Source organism: Streptomyces sp. NBC_01454, assembly GCF_036227565.1.
Classification (GTDB): domain Bacteria; phylum Actinomycetota; class Actinomycetes; order Streptomycetales; family Streptomycetaceae; genus Streptomyces.
Genome location: NZ_CP109460.1, coordinates 3168769 through 3186072 on the forward strand (window position 1 = coordinate 3168769; position 17304 = coordinate 3186072).

At 73.7% G+C, this 17304-nt stretch carries 13 protein-coding genes; 3 read left to right on the plus strand and 10 right to left on the minus strand.

Going from position 1 to position 17304, the window contains the following annotated elements:
* Positions 1-62 precede the first annotated feature (62 nt).
* Positions 63-617: a hypothetical protein gene (locus tag OIU81_RS13765; protein ID WP_329147538.1), complete on the plus strand. Its 555-nt coding sequence runs from the start codon at positions 63-65 to the stop codon at positions 615-617.
* A gap of 72 nt (positions 618-689) precedes the next feature.
* Here OIU81_RS13765 and purH read toward each other — a convergent pair whose 3' ends face one another.
* Together purH and purN are read right to left on the minus strand one after the other, a co-directional pair.
* Positions 690-2261 (minus strand): bifunctional phosphoribosylaminoimidazolecarboxamide formyltransferase/IMP cyclohydrolase, encoded by a 1572-nt coding sequence (gene purH / locus OIU81_RS13770; protein ID WP_329147541.1) that lies wholly within the window; start codon positions 2259-2261, stop codon positions 690-692.
* The gene (purN, locus tag OIU81_RS13775; RefSeq protein ID WP_329147543.1) at positions 2258-2914 is read right to left on the minus strand and encodes a phosphoribosylglycinamide formyltransferase; all 657 of its coding nucleotides are present in this window, start codon (positions 2912-2914) and stop codon (positions 2258-2260) included. The genes purH and purN overlap by 4 nt, the downstream gene beginning before the upstream one ends.
* Before the next feature lie 245 nt (positions 2915-3159).
* Here purN and OIU81_RS13780 point away from each other — a divergent pair, with 245 nt between their 5' ends.
* The gene (locus OIU81_RS13780) at positions 3160-4059 is read left to right on the plus strand and encodes a hypothetical protein (RefSeq protein WP_329147545.1); all 900 of its coding nucleotides are present in this window, start codon (positions 3160-3162) and stop codon (positions 4057-4059) included.
* Positions 4060-4134: 75 nt separating this feature from the next.
* On the opposite strand, the gene OIU81_RS13785 is transcribed toward OIU81_RS13780, so the two are convergent.
* Positions 4135-5784, minus strand: coding sequence for a cell division protein PerM (locus OIU81_RS13785; protein ID WP_329147546.1), 1650 nt, complete (start codon positions 5782-5784; stop codon positions 4135-4137).
* A 100-nt stretch (positions 5785-5884) separates the two neighbouring features.
* On the opposite strand from OIU81_RS13785, the gene OIU81_RS13790 reads away from it, so the two are divergent.
* The gene (locus OIU81_RS13790; RefSeq protein ID WP_329147549.1) at positions 5885-6835 is read left to right on the plus strand and encodes an RNA polymerase sigma factor; all 951 of its coding nucleotides are present in this window, start codon (positions 5885-5887) and stop codon (positions 6833-6835) included.
* Positions 6836-7008: 173 nt separating this feature from the next.
* Here the strand turns inward: OIU81_RS13790 and sucD are convergent, their stop codons facing one another.
* From sucD to OIU81_RS13825, 7 genes are all read right to left on the minus strand, one after another.
* Positions 7009-7893 (minus strand): succinate--CoA ligase subunit alpha, encoded by an 885-nt coding sequence (gene sucD, locus OIU81_RS13795; protein WP_329147551.1) that lies wholly within the window; start codon positions 7891-7893, stop codon positions 7009-7011.
* A 20-nt stretch (positions 7894-7913) separates the two neighbouring features.
* Positions 7914-9089, minus strand: coding sequence for an ADP-forming succinate--CoA ligase subunit beta (gene sucC, locus OIU81_RS13800; protein WP_329147553.1), 1176 nt, complete (start codon positions 9087-9089; stop codon positions 7914-7916).
* A 667-nt stretch (positions 9090-9756) separates the two neighbouring features.
* On the minus strand, positions 9757-11082 hold the full coding sequence (locus OIU81_RS13805) for a hypothetical protein (RefSeq protein ID WP_329147555.1): 1326 nt from the start codon (positions 11080-11082) through the stop codon (positions 9757-9759).
* 93 nt (positions 11083-11175) lie between these two features.
* On the minus strand, positions 11176-12069 hold the full coding sequence (locus tag OIU81_RS13810) for a hypothetical protein (protein ID WP_329147557.1): 894 nt from the start codon (positions 12067-12069) through the stop codon (positions 11176-11178).
* Between the two features lie 134 nt (positions 12070-12203).
* On the minus strand, positions 12204-13523 hold the full coding sequence (locus tag OIU81_RS13815; RefSeq protein WP_329147558.1) for a VWA domain-containing protein: 1320 nt from the start codon (positions 13521-13523) through the stop codon (positions 12204-12206).
* Positions 13520-16075, minus strand: a complete 2556-nt coding sequence (locus tag OIU81_RS13820) for a DUF5682 family protein (protein ID WP_329147560.1) — start codon at positions 16073-16075, stop codon at positions 13520-13522. Before OIU81_RS13820 ends, OIU81_RS13815 begins: the two co-directional genes overlap by 4 nt.
* Positions 16072-17238: an ATP-binding protein gene (locus tag OIU81_RS13825; protein WP_329147562.1), complete on the minus strand. Its 1167-nt coding sequence runs from the start codon at positions 17236-17238 to the stop codon at positions 16072-16074. The genes OIU81_RS13820 and OIU81_RS13825 overlap by 4 nt, the downstream gene beginning before the upstream one ends.
* Between the last annotated feature and the right edge of the window lie 66 nt (positions 17239-17304).

Sequence of the window (17304 nt, forward strand, 5' to 3'; positions counted from 1 at the left end):
CCCTCGCCACTGGGCGATCGGGGCCTTCACGGCTCCGTTCACGCCGCCTGAAGGACACGCCCGTGAGTTATCCCCCACAGAACCCCTACGGTCCCCCGCCGGGCCAACAGCCCGGTTACGGCTATCCCCAGCAGCAGCCTCCGCCCTACGGCCCCTACCCGGGCGGCCAGATGCCCGGCATGCAGCCGCAGTACCCGATGGTGATGCCCGGCGGGGTCAAGGCCGCGCGGGTGATCATGTTCGTGCTCGCCGGACTGAACGTCATCGGCCTGATCGTCGCCGTGATCGGCCTGGGCAGCGTCAGCAAGGCCGCGCACCACACCTCGCCTTACGCCACCACGGACACCACGTCCATGCTGAACGTCGGCAAGGGCCTCCTGATCTTCGCCATCGTGCTGATCGTGATTTTCTCGGCGGTGGCGATCACCCTGGCCCTGCAGTGCGCCAACGGCGGCAAGGGCGTCCGGGTCGGCGCCATCGTCTTCGGAGTCGGCACCATCCTCGTGAGCCTGATGACCTTTCCGTTCGGGCTGGTGCACACCGTCCTGGGCATCCTGGTCATCGCCTTCATGGCGAAGGACGAGAGCAACGTCTGGTTCGTCCGGCCGCGTTACTGACCGCCGCGCCCGCACGGCGAAGGGCCGCACCCCGCTCGGGGTGCGGCCCTTCGGCTTCGGTGGCCCGACGGCTCAGTGGAAGAAGTGCCGGGTGCCGGTGAAGTACATCGTCACGCCGGCCTTCGCGGCGGCCTCGATGACGAGTTCGTCCCGCACCGAACCGCCCGGCTGGACCACGGCCTTGATGCCGGCCGCGGTGAGGATCTCCAGGCCGTCGGGGAACGGGAAGAAGGCGTCCGAGGCGGCGTACGAGCCCCGCGCGCGCTCCTCGCCCGCGCGCTCGACCGCGAGCTTCGCGGAGTCGACGCGGTTGACCTGGCCCATGCCGACGCCGACCGAGGCACCGTCCTTGGCGAGCAGGATCGCGTTGGACTTGACCGCGCGGCAGGCCCGCCAGGCGAAGGCCAGCTCCGCGAGCTCGCCGGCGGACAGGGCCTCGCCGGTGGCCAGCGTCCAGTTCGCCGGGTCGTCGCCCGCCGCCTGGAAGACATCGGTGTGCTGGATGACCGCGCCGCCGGAGAGGAACTTCACCTCGCCCGGCCGGGTCGGCAGGCCCTCGACCTTCAGGACACGGATGTTCTTCTTCTTGGCGAGGACCTCGACCGCACCGGCCTCGTACGCCGGGGCCGCGATGACCTCGGTGAAGATCTCCGCGACCTGCTCGGCCAGCTCGATGGTCACCGGACGGTTGACGGCGATCACCCCGCCGTACGCGGAGAGCGGGTCGCAGGCGTGCGCCTTGCGGTGCGCCTCGGCGATGTCCTGGCCGGTCGCGATGCCGCAGGGGTTGGCGTGCTTGATGATCGCCACGCACGGCTCGTCGTGGTCGAAGGCGGCACGGCGCGCGGCCTCGGTGTCCACGTAGTTGTTGAAGGACATCTCCTTGCCGTGCAGCTGCTCGGCGTTGGCGATGCCGCCCGGCTCGCCGTCCGTGTAGAGGGCGGCGGCCTGGTGCGGGTTCTCGCCGTAGCGCAGGCTGCCCTTGCGCTCCAGGGTCTCGCCGACGAACTCCGGGAGGCCGTTGTAGGCGTCCTCGGGGGCGTAGCGGTCGGTGAACCAGGACGCGACCGCGGTGTCGTACGCCGCGGTGTGCTGGAAGGCCTCCGCCGCCAGGCGCCGGCGATCGGCGAGCCCGAAGCCGCCGGCCGCGACCGCCTCGAGGACCTGCCCGTAACGGGCGGGGTTGACGACGACGGCGACCGACGGGTGGTTCTTGGCGGCGGCACGGACCATCGAGGGGCCGCCGATGTCGATCTGCTCCACGCACTCGTCGGGGGTGGCGCCGGAGGCGACGGTCTCCCGGAACGGGTAGAGGTTGACGATCACCAGGTCGAACGGCTCGACACCCAGCTCGGTCAGCTGCCGGCGGTGGTCATCGAGGCGCAGGTCGGCCAGGATGCCGGCGTGCACCTTCGGGTGGAGGGTCTTGACCCGGCCGTCGAGGCACTCGGGGAAGCCCGTCAGCTCCTCGACCTTGGTGACCGGCACCCCGGCCGCGGCGATCTTCGCGGCCGTCGATCCGGTCGACACGAGCTGAACGCCCGCCGCGTCCAGCCCCCGCGCCAGCTCCTCCAGCCCGGACTTGTCGTAGACGCTGACCAGCGCGCGGCGGATGGGCCGCTGCGTACCTTCGGTGGCGGTCACGAGATACGTACCTTTCGTCCCTCAATGCGGTAGCCGTGCCGGGCCAGTTGCCCCACGACCTCGACGAGCAGCGATCGCTCGACTTCCTTGATGCGCTCATGCAGCGCGGATTCCTCGTCCTCGTCCCGGACCTCGACCACGCCCTGGGCGATGATCGGGCCGGTGTCGACCCCGTCGTCGACGAAGTGGACGGTGCATCCGGTGACCTTCGCGCCGTACGCGAGCGCGTCGCGCACGCCGTGGGCACCGGGAAAACTCGGCAGCAGCGCCGGGTGGGTGTTGACGGTCCGGCCGCCGAAGCGGGCGAGGAACTCCTTGCCCAGGATCTTCATGAAGCCGGCCGAGACCACCAGATCGGGCGCGTACGCCGCGGTCGCCCCGGTCAGGGCCGCGTCCCACTCCCCGCGGCTGTCGTAATCCTTGACCCGGCAGACGAACGTCGGCAGCCCCGCGGCCTCGGCGCGCTCCAGGCCGGCGATCGCGCCGCGGTCGGCACCGACGGCCACGATCTCGGCGCCGTAGGTCTCCGAGCCCTGCTCGGCGATGGCGTCCAGCAGCGCCTGCAGGTTCGTGCCGGAACCCGAGACGAGCACGACGACGCGGGCCGGACGGCCGGGTCGGGCGGGCGGGGCGGGGGCTGGGGAGGAAGCCACGGCGGGGCTCTTTTCCGATCTCGCGTGCTTTGTGTGGTCGTACAAGACTGCGGGTACCGCAGATCCGGGGAACCCTACGAAGGCGCCGACCGTCAGCAACGATACCGGCACACCGCGCGGCCCCCACGGGACGGGGGCGGGCACGGGAGGTAGCGTCAGGCGTAAGACTGCATGCAGTTCGTGGTAACCGGACGTCGGCCGCGAAGGCCCGCGTACGGACGAGACAAGGGGAAGACGCACACCAGATGACGGACCGACGCCGCCGCGCGGCCCTCCCGCTCCTTCCCGCAGCTACCGCTGGGAGGTACCCCCGGCCCGCCACCACCCCCGGGACGGTGCTGCTGCCGCGTGAGGGCAAGCCGTCGTCCGCTTCCCCGGACTCCCCCGCGCCGGACTCCCCGGGCCCCGACCGCGACAACCCCTTCGCGCCGCCCCCGGCCGACGCCCCCGACCAGGAGTGGCGCCCCCGCCACCCCGCCCCGCACGGCTCCGGGCAGGACGGCCGGGACGAGAACGGGGAGCCGTCGAAGGACGATCCGGCGCCGAGCTGGGGCAGCCAGTGGAGCCCGCGGCAGCCGGGCCGGCAGAACGGCGGCTTCGGCACCCGGCCGGGCGGCCGCGGCGGACCGCAGAGCGGCGGCCCCGGCGGTTCCGGCGGTTCCGGCGGCGGGCTGCGCTGGGACCCCACCGACCCGGCCCAGCGCCGGGCGCGCTATGCCCTGCTCGCCGGCATGTGGGCGTTCTTCTGCGTGCTGTTCAGCCTGCCGGAGCTCTCCCTGCTGCTGGCCGCGCTGGCGCTCTACTGGGGCATCAGCTCGCTGCGCGCCAAGCCGGACTCCTCGAAGGCCACCGCCGAGGCGACCACCGCCGCCATGGAGGGCCGCCCCGCCCCCGCCGCTCCCCCGGCCGGGAAGTCCGGTGCCCCGTCCTCCCAGGGCAGCACCCGCCCGCAGGTCACGGCGGCGATCGCGGGCCTGGTGACCGCGTCGCTGGCCCTGATGATGGTGGCCGCGACCTTCACCGTGCAGATCGTCTACCGCGACTACTTCACCTGCGTGAACGACGCCCTGACCCAGTCGTCCGGCAAGTCCTGCGAGAAGCTGCTGCCCAAGGAACTGCGACCGCTGCTCAGCACCAGGGAGTAGACGAGAGCAGGGGGAGCAGGCAGGAGCAGGCGGGGAACCGGCCTCGGGCCGGGGGCCGGCGGGCAGCGGACCGGGTCAGGCGACGGCTCCTCCGGTGCCCGTTGTGGCGTCCGTCCTCTCCGCGGCCGGTCCCTCGTCCTTGCTCTCCCCGCCCCCCGTGGCGGCTTGTTCGCCGCCAGTCCTCGCGCCCCTGGCGCTCGTCACGGCCACGGCGACCTTCACGCGCTTCAACCCCTTCAGGCCGGTCGCGGCCTTCCTGTCGCCGGTGGCCGCCGTGCCGCTGAGGGCCGCCACGTCGTGAGGACCTGTCGCACCCGTCGTGGCCTTCACGCCCCTTGCGCCCTCCGGGCACTCGGCAGCCCCCGGCTCGCCCCGCCCCGCACGGTCCGCCCGCCGTCCCATGTGCCGCCGCCAGACCCGTAGTGCGACCGCGCCCGGGATGCCCGTGGCGGCGGTCCAGGCCGCCGCCGCGAGGCCCGTACGCCACCAGCTCGGGCCGAAGGCGGCGAGTGCGCCGGTGCCGAGGGCGCCGCCGGCGAGGCCGGCGAGCACGGCCATGGCCGCGCCGCAGAAGCCGGCCCCCAGGGCCGCCACACAAACCGTCGTCCACCAGGACCAGGGCTCGTCCGTGGTGCCGGGCGACGGCTCCCCGCCACGGGCCACCGAACGGGCGAGCAGCACCCCCGCGACCAGCGGCAGCACTGCCACCGCCCAGGTCAGCGGGCCTCCCGCGCCCGCGTCCGGCACCCCGCCGAGCAGCGGCAGCTGGGGCAGCACGGGATGTGGCGAGGTGCCCAGCGGGCCGACCGTGCTGCCCGCGCCGACCGTGAATCCGGGCCCCAGGCCGTACGCGGTGCCCCACACGGCCGCGTTCGGGAGCAGTACCAGGCACAGGAGCAGCACCGTGGCACGGCTTGCCCAGTCGGGCGCCAGCTGGAGGAGGTCCGTGCCCACCCGGTCCGCGTGCAGACCGAGCCCGAGGAGGGTCAGCAGGGCGCCGGAGCCGAGCAGGGCGACGAGGGCGAAGGCGGCGGCCCGGCCGGCGGCGGCGCACCGGGAGCCGCCGAGGAGGGTGCGCAGACCGTCCGGCACCCGCGCGCAGGCACGCAGGGCGCGGTCGGGCAGCAGGTCGGCGCCGGGGTGCCGCAGCAGGCGCCAGGCCGTGGCGGTGAGCGTGGCGGCCGCGGTGGCCGGGACGTACACCAGGACGCTGAGGGGCTCGGCGCGCAGTCCGCCGGCGCAGGCGTAGAGCAGCACGCCGGCCGCGAGGGACAGATACCCGGCGAGCAGCGCCCCGAGCAGGGTGCGCGGCGCGACCGCGGAGGCGGCGCCGGGGCCGTCGGCGGGAGCCGCCGGACGGCCGTCGGCCGCGGTCGCCAGGGCATGGCGGGCGGCCCGGTGCAGCAGCCAGACCGGCAGGACCACGAGCAGCAGCGGGGTCACCCCGACCGGGGCCGGGACGCCGGAGCGGGTCCCGGTGCGCACCAGATCACCGCCGTGCGCCGACAGCCACAGATCGGCGGCGAGATGAAGGGCCCGGGACGGGCCGCTGTCGGGGGAGGGCGAGGCGACCCAGAGCAGCAGCACGGCGACCGTCAGCGCGCCGAGCCCGAGGCCGGCGGCCGTCACACCACCGAGGAAGGCCGCGCCGATCGCCGAGGAGCGCTGGGCGGCGGTTCTGCCGTGCGAGGACAACGCAGGGCCACGATCGGTGAACTGGCTCACGCGGCCATGCTGCCAACAAGAGGCGTTTCCGCCATGTACTGGCGAAATGCCCGACGTGTCGCGCCGCATATGGTTCCGCAGGTTTTCCACACTGCTGGGTATGACTCCGCGCGAGCAGGCCACCGCCGCCTTCGACGAACTCCACTCCCGGCACGCCGTCGCGCTGACCCGGCAGGCGTTCCTGCTCACCGGCCGGCCACGGCTGGCCGAGCGGGCGGTGGAGCGGGGGTTCCGGCGGGCCTGGCAGCACTGGCCGCGGGTCGCGGTGGACCCTGATCCGGCGGGATGGGTGCGGGCGGCCGTCCACGAGTACGCGCTGACGCCGTGGCACCGGCTGTGCCCCGGGCTGCGGATCGCCCGTACGCCGCACCGGCACACCGGGCAGGCCGAGCCGTCGGACGAGGCGCTGCTGGCGACGCTGCTGAGCCTGCCGGCGCCGTACCGGCGGACGCTGGTGCTGCACGACGGGGTGGGGCTCGGGCTGTGCGAGACGGCGGCGGAGATCGAGGCCAGCCGCCCGGCCGCGGCCGGGCGGCTGGCCCATGCGCGCGAGCGGATCGCCGGGCGGCTGCCGGAGCTGGGGCTCGGCGGGCAGCCACCGGCAGGGCAGGGCGAGATCCTGCGGGCCCGGCTCGCCGGGCTGGCGGCCGCGCAGCGGATGACGCCGCCCGCCGCGGAACACGTCCGGTCCGGCAGCGAGCGCAGCGCCGAGCGGACCACCCGGGCCGTGTTCGGGCTGACCGGGCTGTTCGCGCTGGTCACGCTGCTGACGATGATGCTGGCACCGGATCACCGCACGCCGCCGGACCAGTCGCTGTCGAGCGCACCGCACGCCCCGGTGTCACCGGCCCGGCACCCTGACGAGAGCGCACACCGCACCGCGAGCGCGCACGAGCACGACGGTCCCCACAAGCAGGGCGGTGCACACCGGCACGCCGGTGCGCACAAACGCCACAGCGCGCACCGGCGCGGGAGCGCACACCCTCAAGGGAGCGCGGCCGCGGCACGCAAGAGGCTCCAGCAGGCCCGGCTGACGCCGGAGAGCCGTTAGGAGCCCGGTCCGCAACGCACACCGCCGGACCCTCGCCCGGTGACCGGCCCCGGCGCGGCGGAAGGAGCTTCCGCCGCGCCGGCGCGGTGTCACCGGAGCGAGGGTCCGGCGGTATCGAGGACGGACGCCGCGCGGGCGTACCTCCGATCCGGCGGGCCCGCCGGGTGGCGCAATCAGCTGCCGAGGATCTCGCGGGCGAGCCGCGCGGTCTCCGACGGGGTCTTGCCGACCTTGACGCCGGCGGCCTCCAGGGCCTCCTTCTTCGCCTGGGCGGTGCCGGAGGAGCCGGAGACGATGGCGCCGGCGTGGCCCATGGTCTTGCCCTCGGGCGCGGTGAAGCCCGCGACGTAGCCGACGACCGGCTTGGAGACGTTGGCCTTGATGAAGTCGGCCGCACGCTCCTCGGCGTCGCCGCCGATCTCGCCGATCATCACGATCAGGTCGGTGTCGGGGTCGGCCTCGAACGCGGCGAGCGCGTCGATGTGCGTGGTGCCGATGACCGGGTCGCCACCGATGCCGACGGCCGAGGAGAAGCCGATGTCACGCAGCTCGTACATCATCTGGTAGGTCAGCGTGCCGGACTTCGACACCAGACCGATGCGGCCGGGCTTGGTGATGTCGCCCGGGATGATGCCGGCGTTGGACTGGCCGGGGGTGATCAGGCCGGGGCAGTTCGGGCCGATGATCCGGGTCTTGTTGCCCTTGGACTTCGCGTACGCCCAGAAGGCGGCGGAGTCGTGCACCGCGATGCCCTCGGTGATCACGACGGCCAGCGGGATCTCGGCGTCGATCGCCTCGACGACCGCGGCCTTGGCGAAGGCCGGCGGCACGAAGAGCACGGACACATCGGCGCCGGTCTTCTCCATCGCCTCGGCGACCGAGCCGAAGACGGGCACGTCGGTGCCGTCGAAGTCGACGCTGGTGCCGGCCTTGCGGGGGTTCACACCGCCGACGATGTTGGTGCCGTCACCGAGCATCAGCTTGGTGTGCTTCATGCCAGTGGCACCGGTCATGCCCTGGACGATGACCTTGCTTTCCTTGGTCAGGAAGATAGCCATGGTTGTTGTGTCCTCGTCCTTTACTTAGCAGCCAGCTCGGCGGCCTTGTCGGCCGCGCCGTCCATGGTGTCCACGCGCTGCACCAGCGGGTGGTTGGCCTTCGACAGGATCTCGCGACCGAGCTCCGCGTTGTTGCCGTCGAGACGCACGACCAGGGGCTTGTTGACGTCCTCGCCCTTGGACTTGAGCAGCTCCAGGGCCTGGACGATGCCGTTGGCGACCTCGTCGCAGGCGGTGATCCCGCCGAAGACGTTGACGAAGACGGACTTGACGTCCGGGTCGCCGAGGATGATCTCCAGGCCGTTCGCCATGACCTCGGCGGAGGCGCCGCCACCGATGTCGAGGAAGTTGGCGGGCTTGACGTTGCTGTGCTTCTCGCCGGCGTAGGCGACGACGTCCAGGGTGCTCATGACGAGACCCGCGCCGTTGCCGATGATGCCGACCTGACCGTCGAGCTTGACGTAGTTCAGGCCCTTGGCCTTGGCCGCAGCCTCGAGCGGGTTGGCTGCGTCCTTGTCCTCCAGCGCCTCGTGCTCCGGCTGACGGAACTCGGCGTTCTCGTCGAGGGAGACCTTGCCGTCGAGGGCGAGGACATCGCCGCTGGCGACCTTGGCGAGCGGGTTGACCTCGATGAGGAGCGCGTCCTCGGCGATGAAGGTCTTCCACAGGGTGACCATGATGTCGGCGACCTGGTCGGCGACCTCGGCCGGGAACTTCGCGGCGGCGACGATCTCGGCGGCCTTCTCCTTGGAGACGCCCTCGTTGGCGTCCACCGGGATCTTGGCGAGGGCCTCGGGCTTGGTGGCCGCGACCTCCTCGATGTCCATGCCGCCCTCGACGGAGGCCATGGCCAGGAAGGTGCGGTTGGTGCGGTCGAGGAGGTACGAGACGTAGTACTCCTCGACGATCTCCGGAGCGGTCTCGGCGATCATCACCTTGTGGACCGTGTGGCCCTTGATGTCCATGCCGAGGATGTCCGTCGCGCGGGCGACGGCCTCGTCCGGGGTGGCGGCCAGCTTGACGCCGCCGGCCTTGCCACGGCCGCCGACCTTCACCTGCGCCTTGACGACAGACTTGCCGCCCAGCCGCTCGGTCGCCTCGCGGGCTGCCTCAGGCGTGTCGATGACTTCACCGGCCAGCACCGGTACACCGTGCTTGGCGAAGAGGTCCCTCGCCTGGTACTCGAACAGGTCCACGCGCGTCCGTCCCTTGTCTTCTCAGAATCGCCGTAGTGATCGCGGATCGTTGTCTGCGATGGGCGTGCCGCGAAGGGCAACGTGACGGCGCTGTCACAGGGGAGGCGTACACGGTGACCGGATACGCGGCATGTCCGTCCCGCAGGTTATCGCCGCGGGCCGTGAGCCCCTAAATCACAGATCACACTCCAGCGGTGATTACCATCACAGATCTTTGGGTCACGTTACGTCCCCTCGTGATTTCCGCATGTCGGCGGCGGCGGGGCGCCGCCCGTCCGCGCTCCGGAAGAGGGCCGGGAGCGGCCCCGCGCATCCGGCGCCCCGTGTCACACACCGTCCCGTTACGCACCGTGCACTGCCGCTTCGGGCGACATGTGTGGGCTGCTTCGTGAGCCGCTTCGTGGGCCGCTTGGTGGGCTGCTTCGTTGGGCTTCGTGTGAGGGGGTGCGCCGGTGGTCGACCGCGGGGGGGGAGGGGCCCGGGCCGGGGCAGGGAGGGGGGCCGGATGGCGGGGCTCAACTGCGGGGCGTCGAAGACCTCTTGACGGGGTTTCGGAAACGCCAAAGCCGGGCGGTCCTCCCCCAAGAGGGCCGCCCGGCTGTTCATGGCTGTTCCGGTCTCGGCTGCCGCCGCAGCCGATGAACCGGGGTTACTGACTCAGAGAGCCTCAGATGCCCTGGACCGGGAGGGCGGGCAGCGCCGGGATGTTGGCGGCGTTGGTGAGGTCGGACAGCTCGGCCGGGACGGCCGGGACGGCGACGGCGTGGGCCGGACCGGCCGGAACGACGTCGGTCACGTTGCCCGGAACGGACGGCACGGACGGCACGGACGGCACGGCGGGGACGAACGGAACCGACGGCACGGACGGGACGGACGGGACCGAGGGAACGGACGGGACCGACGGAAGCGACGGCACGGACGGCACGGACTTGACCGGCGTCAGGCCCTGCGCGCCCGCGACGGTCTGGTGGGCGGTGCCCTGGGCGTCGGTCACGACCACCGCGGCCATGCCCTGCGCGAACGGAGTGGCGTCAGCGGCCACACCCTTCGCGAACGGGGTGGCGTGGGCCGCGACGCCCTTGGCGAACGGCACCGCGTCGGCCGCGACACCCTGCGCGAACGGCACCGCGTCGCCGGTCTCGCCCTGCACGAGCAGCTGCGCGTGGCCGCCGACCGTGGCCACGAACGGGGTCGCCTGGCCGGCCGCGTCACCGGCGAGCTGACCGGCGTTGCCGGCCGCACCCTGGGCGACCGGAACAACCTTGACGACGACCCGGCGGACGGCGGGCGGCAGCACGTCGGAGGCGGCGTGGTCGACGACCGGACGGGCCGTGGCCAGACCGCCCTTGGCCTGGTTCGTCAGCTGCTCGGGGCGGACACCCGCACCGGCGAGCCCGGCCAGCAGGTTGTCGGCCGAACCCGGCGCCTTGGGCAGCGCGGGGGTCTTGGGCAGCGCCGGGGTGGCGGGCAGGCCCTTGGGAAGGCCGTTGGTGAGCTGGGCGGCCGGAACGCCCGTGGCGGGCAGCGCCGGGACGGCGGGCAGCGTGCCGTCGGTGAGGCGGCCGGCCCGGACCGGACCGGTGGCGCCCTTGGCGGTCTTCTTGACGGCCTTGACAGCCTTGACAGCCTTCTTCGCCTTCTTCACGTCGGCGGTCTTGCGGACCGCACCGGTGTCCGGCAGGCCGAGGCCGTGGGTCAGCTTCTGCACGCCGCCCGTCGCGGGCAGGTCCTGGGTCGACACCTCGCCGCCGAGCACGCCGGTGGCCTTGCCCGCGGTCTGCGCGGCGGTGTCGGTGACCTTCTTGGCGGTCGTCGTCGCCGTGCTGGTCACGTCGCCGGTGGGCAGCTTCTTGGCGGTGTCGGTCACCGTGCCGGCGGACGGCAGGTCACCGGCGGTGGGCAGCTCGGCGGCGTTGGCGGCGACGGAGCCCAGGGCCCACAGTCCGGTGGCGGCAGCGGCAACGACGATGGAACGGCGGATGTTGGAGCGCATGGAGGTGAAGTCCTTCGAATTCAGGAGGGGTGAAAGGGCAGACCTGTCCCGCCCCCGCGCGGCAGGTCGGTTACAGACGCGGAGCGGTCTGCCCTAGCCCGGGAATTCGAGGATTTCTTCGGCACGCCGACGCGTCGGAGCGCCATCGGCCGTGCGGACGCCACCGGGCAGAAGCCGGAAGCGCAGGGAGTCCGCCGGATCGGCGGCGTGCTGGTCCCCGCCACGGGGGCCGTGGCCGTCACCCGCGCTGTGCGGGGCGGGCGCCACCGGGCCCTGCGGGTACTGCCCCGGAAGGCCGTGGTGGCCCGCGTCCCGCTGCTCGTGGATGGTGGCCGACGGGTGCTCGGCGGCCGGCGTGCGCGGGCCGTTGACGAGGTGAGCCGCCCGGGCCGCGCCCGCGTCGGCCTGCGTGCAGGCGCCGCGCGAACCGGCCGGCCGGTCACCGTCCGGCGTACGGCCGTGCTGCTGCGCACCGCCGTCTCCGGGGCGACCGGCGTGCTCACCGGACGGGAGGTGGACGGGCAGCGCGGCGCGGGCCGAGTCCCCGATCTCCCCTACGACGCGGCTCACCGGCCGGGTGACGCCACCGGTGGCCGATGCGGCCTGGTCGGCGGCGGGCCGTACGGCGTCGGCCACCTTGTCGGAGGCGGTGTGGGTGCGCTCGGCCAGCCTGGCCTCTGACGCCTTGCCCTGCCGACCCAACGCGGCTCCGGAGCCGGACAGTTGGGCCGTCCGGTCGGCCTGGCCCGCCGACCCGTCCCGGGTGGCGGCCCGGTCCGGGGTGGACGCCCCGGCCGCGGCCTGGGCCGGGGCCGTGGCCCCGGGCAGGTCCGCCGTCCGCGTCCGGTCGGCGGCATGGGCGCCGGGACCGAAGGCGAAGCCGAGGGCGACAAAGCCCGCCAGGAAGAGCCCGGCCAGCAGTGCACGCCGCACGGCGACCGTGCGCGACAGGCGCACGGCGGCAGGCAGGGCGAGCACAGCGGACAAGGAGGAGACCTTCCCATACGGACGGGGACGACCGGGCACACAGCCTCGGTGTCACGCGCGTCGCGGGCGATCGAGCGATGGCCTGATCCTTGCATGAGAAACCAGGTGCCACGCAAGTCCTCCGGGGGTACCTGTCACCGTTGCTCCGCCATGTCCGGTATGGGCAGCGGTCGTTTCTCCAGGGCGGCCGCCATGACGTCGGGGAACAGATCGGGCGTACAGGCGAACGCCGGTGCATCCAGGGCCGCAAGGGCCGCCGCGTGGTCCCGGTCGTAGGCCGGTGTCCCCTCGTCGGACAGTGCGAGCAAGGTCACGAACTGCACCCCGGACGCCTTCATCGCGGCGACCCGCTTGAGCATCTCGTCGCGGATACCGCCCTCGTAGAGGTCGCTGATGAGGACCACGACGGTTTCGGCGGGGCGGGTGATCCGGGACTGGCAGTAGGCGAGCGCGCGGTTGATGTCCGTGCCGCCGCCGAGCTGGGTGCCGAAGAGCACGTCGACCGGGTCGTCGAGTTGGTCCGTCAGATCGACGACCGCGGTGTCGAAGACGACCAGACGGGTGTCGATGGCCCGCATGGACGCCAGCACCGCGCCGAACACCGAGGCGTGGACGACGGAGGCGGCCATCGACCCGGACTGGTCGATGCAGAGCACCACTTCCTTCTTCACGGACTGCGCGGCCCGGCCGTAGCCGATCAGCCGCTCGGGGACGACCGTGCGGTACTCGGGGAGGTAGTTCTTGAGGTTCGCGCGGATCGTGCGGTTCCAGTCGATGTCGCGGTGGCGCGGGCGGCTGATCCGCGCGGAGCGGTCCAGCGCACCGGTGAGGGTGGCGCGGGTGCGGTTCGCCAGCTTTCGCTCCAGCTCCTCGACGACCTTGCGGACGACGGCGCGTGCGGACTCCCTGGCCGTCTCGGGCATCAGCCTGTTGAGCGAGAGCAGGGTCCCCACCAGGTGGACGTCCGCTTCGACGGCCTCCAGCATCTCCGGCTCCAGCAGCAGCGCGGACAGCCCCAGCCGGTCGATGGCGTCACGCTGCATCACCTGCACCACGGAGGACGGGAAGTACGTACGGATGTCGCCGAGCCAGCGCGCCACCCCGGGCGCCGACGCCCCGAGCCCCGCCGCACGCCGGCCGCCGTCGGCCCTCTTGCCGCCGTTGCCGCCCTCCCGGCCGTAGAGCGAGGCCAGCGCCCCGTCCATCGCGGCATCCCGCCCCCGCAGCTCGCACCCCGTCCCGTCGGCCCCGCCACCACCGAGCACCAGCCGCCAGCGACGCAGCCGTTCGGCCTCGGAGGTGGCGGGGCCGGGGGCGGCGGGAACGGCGGGGGGCGCGGCGGAGGGGGTGGGGGTGGCCGGGGCGGGTGTGGGGGCGGGTGCCGGAGTGGGTGTCGGGTCGGGTGCCGGGGCGGGTGTCGTTGTCGCCGACGGGCTCGGTGTCGTGCGGGTCATGTTCGTGCCCCCATGAGGTCGTCGGCCGATCGGGTCGGGTCCGCCGGAGGTGCGTGGAGCGGCCGGGCGGTGGGCGGTTGTGGGTCGTGGGCCGCGGCGGGTGGGGTGGGCGGACCGGGGAGTGCGGCCGGCTCGGGTGGCGCAGCCGGCCCGGGCGGCTCACTGTCGAAGCCCTGGTGTCCGATTCCCAGGAGCAGGCGCAGCGTGGGGAGTACGGCGGCGGCGCGGTCGCGGTCCAGGCCCGGGCCGAAGCCGGGCGCGGCGGCGTCGGGGGCGTCACCGGGCGACCGGTGGGACGGCGTCGTGGGCCCGCGGCGGATCAGCTCGCCGAGGGTGCGCCGCACTCCGGCCTCGTACTCGGCGAAAGTTCTGCGCAGCAGCGGCAGCACGTCCGTGAACGCCGCGTCCGGCACCCCGGTCAGCCAGCCGTCGACGAGGGCGAGCAGCCGTGCGTCGTGGACCAGCAGCATGCCGCCGTCCCCGCCTCCGACGAAGCCCTCGATCCAGCCGGCGGCATCGACGGGCGGGGTGCCGGGCGAGAGGGCGAGGCCCATCAGCCGCTCGGCGCCCTCCTCGCCCAACTCACCGTCGTCCAGCAGGAGTCTGACGGCGCGGCCGCGGAGCAGTCCCGGTATGGCGTCCCGTTCGCTCACCGTGCGCAGTACCGCGGCCCACCGCGCCCGCAGGCCGTGGGGGGCGGGCCTCTGTCCGGGCTCCGGCCGGGCGAGCAGGCCCACGGCCTGATGGGTGGCGTCGAGCGGTTCGCGCAGGGCGGCGGCGCCTTCGGCGTCCAGGCCCGCGCAGGCCGGCGGCAGTCCGACGAAGACCCGCTCGACCAGGCCCATGGCGACCTCGCGGAGCGCCGCGGATTCCGTGCCGCGGACATCGCCGTAGCGCACGGAGCGGACGAGGGCGGGCAGTGCCCGGGCGAGATGGCCCACGTCCGCGTCAAGCGCCGCACGGTCGGCCAGTGCCCGCATCACCACCGGCAGCGCGTCGGGGAGTCCGGCGAGCAGACAGTGTTCGGCCAGCGCCGTCACCCCCGCCAGCGTGGCCGCCTCCAAGCCCTCGGACACGGCTTTGGCGGTGGCGGCCGAGAGCACCGTCGTGCCCCAGATGCCGGCCTCCGCGACCCGCACCGAGAGTTCGGGCTCCCAGCGCAGCCGCCAGGTCTCCCGGAAGGTGCCGGTGCCGGCGCGGGAGTGGGCGGGCTCTCCCCAGGGGATGCCGAGCAGCCGCAGCCGGTGCAGCAGTCGGCTGCGGGCGGCGTCGGTCTCGTTGCGCAGATCCAGCTCCCGTTCCCGCTCCACCGCCTCCGGGGTGAGCCGGAGCGTGCGCCGGATACGGGCGATGTCCCGCTGCAGCGGGACCGCGGGGGCGTCCTCGGGGACCTCGCCCAGCACCTCACCGACCACCAGCCGGTCGTGGATCAGCAGGGACGGGGCGTCGGAGCCGTCGCCCATGACGGCCCGGACCGCGTCCTCCAGCTCCGTCAGCCCGGGCAGCGGGCGGCCGCGCACCGTGGCCAGCCCCTCGGCGAGCCGCACCGCCTCGATGACATGCGCCGACGAGACGGCGTAGTCCTCCTCCCGGAGCAGCCCGGCGACCTTGGTCAGCCAGCGTTCGACGGGGCGGTCGGGGGCGCTGAAGAGATGGCCGTACCAGCCGGGCGAGGCGACACCGGCGCCGTACCCGCTGTGCCGGGACAGGCGCCGGTGCGTCCAGGGCACCCAGGTCACCGTGGCCTTCACCTTCGGCAGACCCTTGAGCAGCTGCCGGTCGGCGGCCATGGTGGTGCGCCGCGTCAGGGCCGGGACGTGCCAGGCTCCGCACACCACGGCGATGCCGTCCCCGAACTCCTTGCGCGCGGCCCGCAGTCGGAGCCGCATATGGGCCTCGCGCACCGGGTCACGGTCATGGCCGCCGTCGCCGTAGGTCTCCCGCAGCGCGCCCATCGCCTCGGCGAGCGCCGCGAACGGCGCAGCCGCGTCGGGCTCTTCCTCGCACCCGGCTCCGCTCGGCGCGCGGGAGGTCCCCCCGCCTCCGCGGTGCTCGACCACGTCCTCCCACCAGCGCTCGGGGTCGTCGTACCCGGCCGTCGCTGCCAGCACGCGGATCGGGTCGACCCGCACCTCGGCCGGGGTACCGCCGGTCCGGGCGGGCCCGCAGGCGGCTTCCCCGGGCGCCTCGTCTCCGGGCCGCTCCCCTGCCGTCCGCTCCTCGTCCTCCGTCATCGCCAGGGAGTGGGCCGCGGGCAGATCGATGAAGCGGACGGGGACGCCGTGGTGCAGGGCCCAGCGCATCGCCACCCACTCCGGGGAGAACTCGGCCAGCGGCCAGAATGCCGCGCGGCCGGGGTCGTCCTGCGCGTGGGCGAGCAGCGCGACCGGTGGCCGCATCCCCTCCTGGGCCGCCAGCGGCACCAGTTCGTCCGCCTCCGGCGGCCCTTCGATCAGGACCGCGGCGGGGGTGTACTGCTCCAGGGCGGCCCGCACCGCCCGCGCCGATCCGGGGCCGTGATGCCGCACCCCCAGCAGCAGCGGCCCGGTCATGCGCTCACCTCACGGCAGGCGCGGTAGAAGTCCTTCCAGCCGTCGCGCTCCCGCACCACCGTCTCGAGGTACTCCTGCCAGACGACCCGGTCCGCGGCCGGGTCGCGGACCACGGCGCCCAGGATGCCCGCGGCCACGTCCCCGGAGCGCAGCACGCCGTCCCCGAAGTGGGTGGCCAGCGCCAGGCCGTTGGTCACCACCGAGATGGCCTCGGCCGTGGAGAGGGTGCCGGAGGGCGACTTGAGCTTGGTCCGGCCGTCGGCGGTGACGCCGGAGCGCAGCTCGCGGAAGACCGTGACGACCCGGCGGATCTCGTCCAGTCCCTCCGGTCCGGCCGGGAGATCCAGCGAGCGGCCGATCTGCCCGACCCGGCGCGAGACGATGTCCACCTCCTCGTCGGGGGTCGCGGGCAGCGGCAGCACGACGGTGTTGAAGCGGCGGCGCAGCGCACTGGAGAGTTCGTTGACCCCGCGGTCGCGGTCGTTGGCGGTGGCGATCAGATTGAAGCCGCGGACGGCCTGCACCTCCTGCCCCAGCTCGGGGACCGGCAGGGTCTTTTCCGACAGGACCGTGATGAGCGAGTCCTGGACGTCGGCGGGGATCCGGGTCAGTTCCTCGATGCGCGCGGTCATGCCCTGCGCCATCGCGCGCATCACGGGGCTCGGGACCAGCGCCTCGCGGCTGGGGCCGTTCGCGAGCAGCTGGGCGTAGTTCCAGCCGTAGCGGATCGCCTCCTCGGGGGTGCCCGCCGTGCCCTGCACCAGCAGGGTGGAATCGCCGCTGACGGCGGCAGCCAGATGCTCGGACACCCAGGTCTTGGCGGTACCGGGCACGCCGAGCAGGAGCAGCGCGCGGTCCGTGGCGAGGGTCGTCACCGCGACCTCGACGATCCGGCGCGGGCCGACGTATTTCGGTGTGATGACCGTGCCGTCCGCGAGCGTGCCGCCGAGCAGATAGGTCGCGACCGCCCAGGGCGAGAGCCGCCAGCGCTCCGGCCGCGGCCGGTCATCGGCCTTGGCGAGGGCCGCGAGCTCCGCCGCGAAACTCTCCTCGGCATGCGGCCGCAGCACCGCCCCGCCGACGGGTTCCGCTGTCGTCCCGCCCGCCGGATTCCCGGTGTCCTCCGCCGCGTCGCCGGCCGCCCTGAAGCTGTTCCCGGACATGTTTCCCCCTCGTCTCGCGTCTGCGGCGGCACCCCGCGAATTCGCTGCCGGCCGCCTGCGGAATCA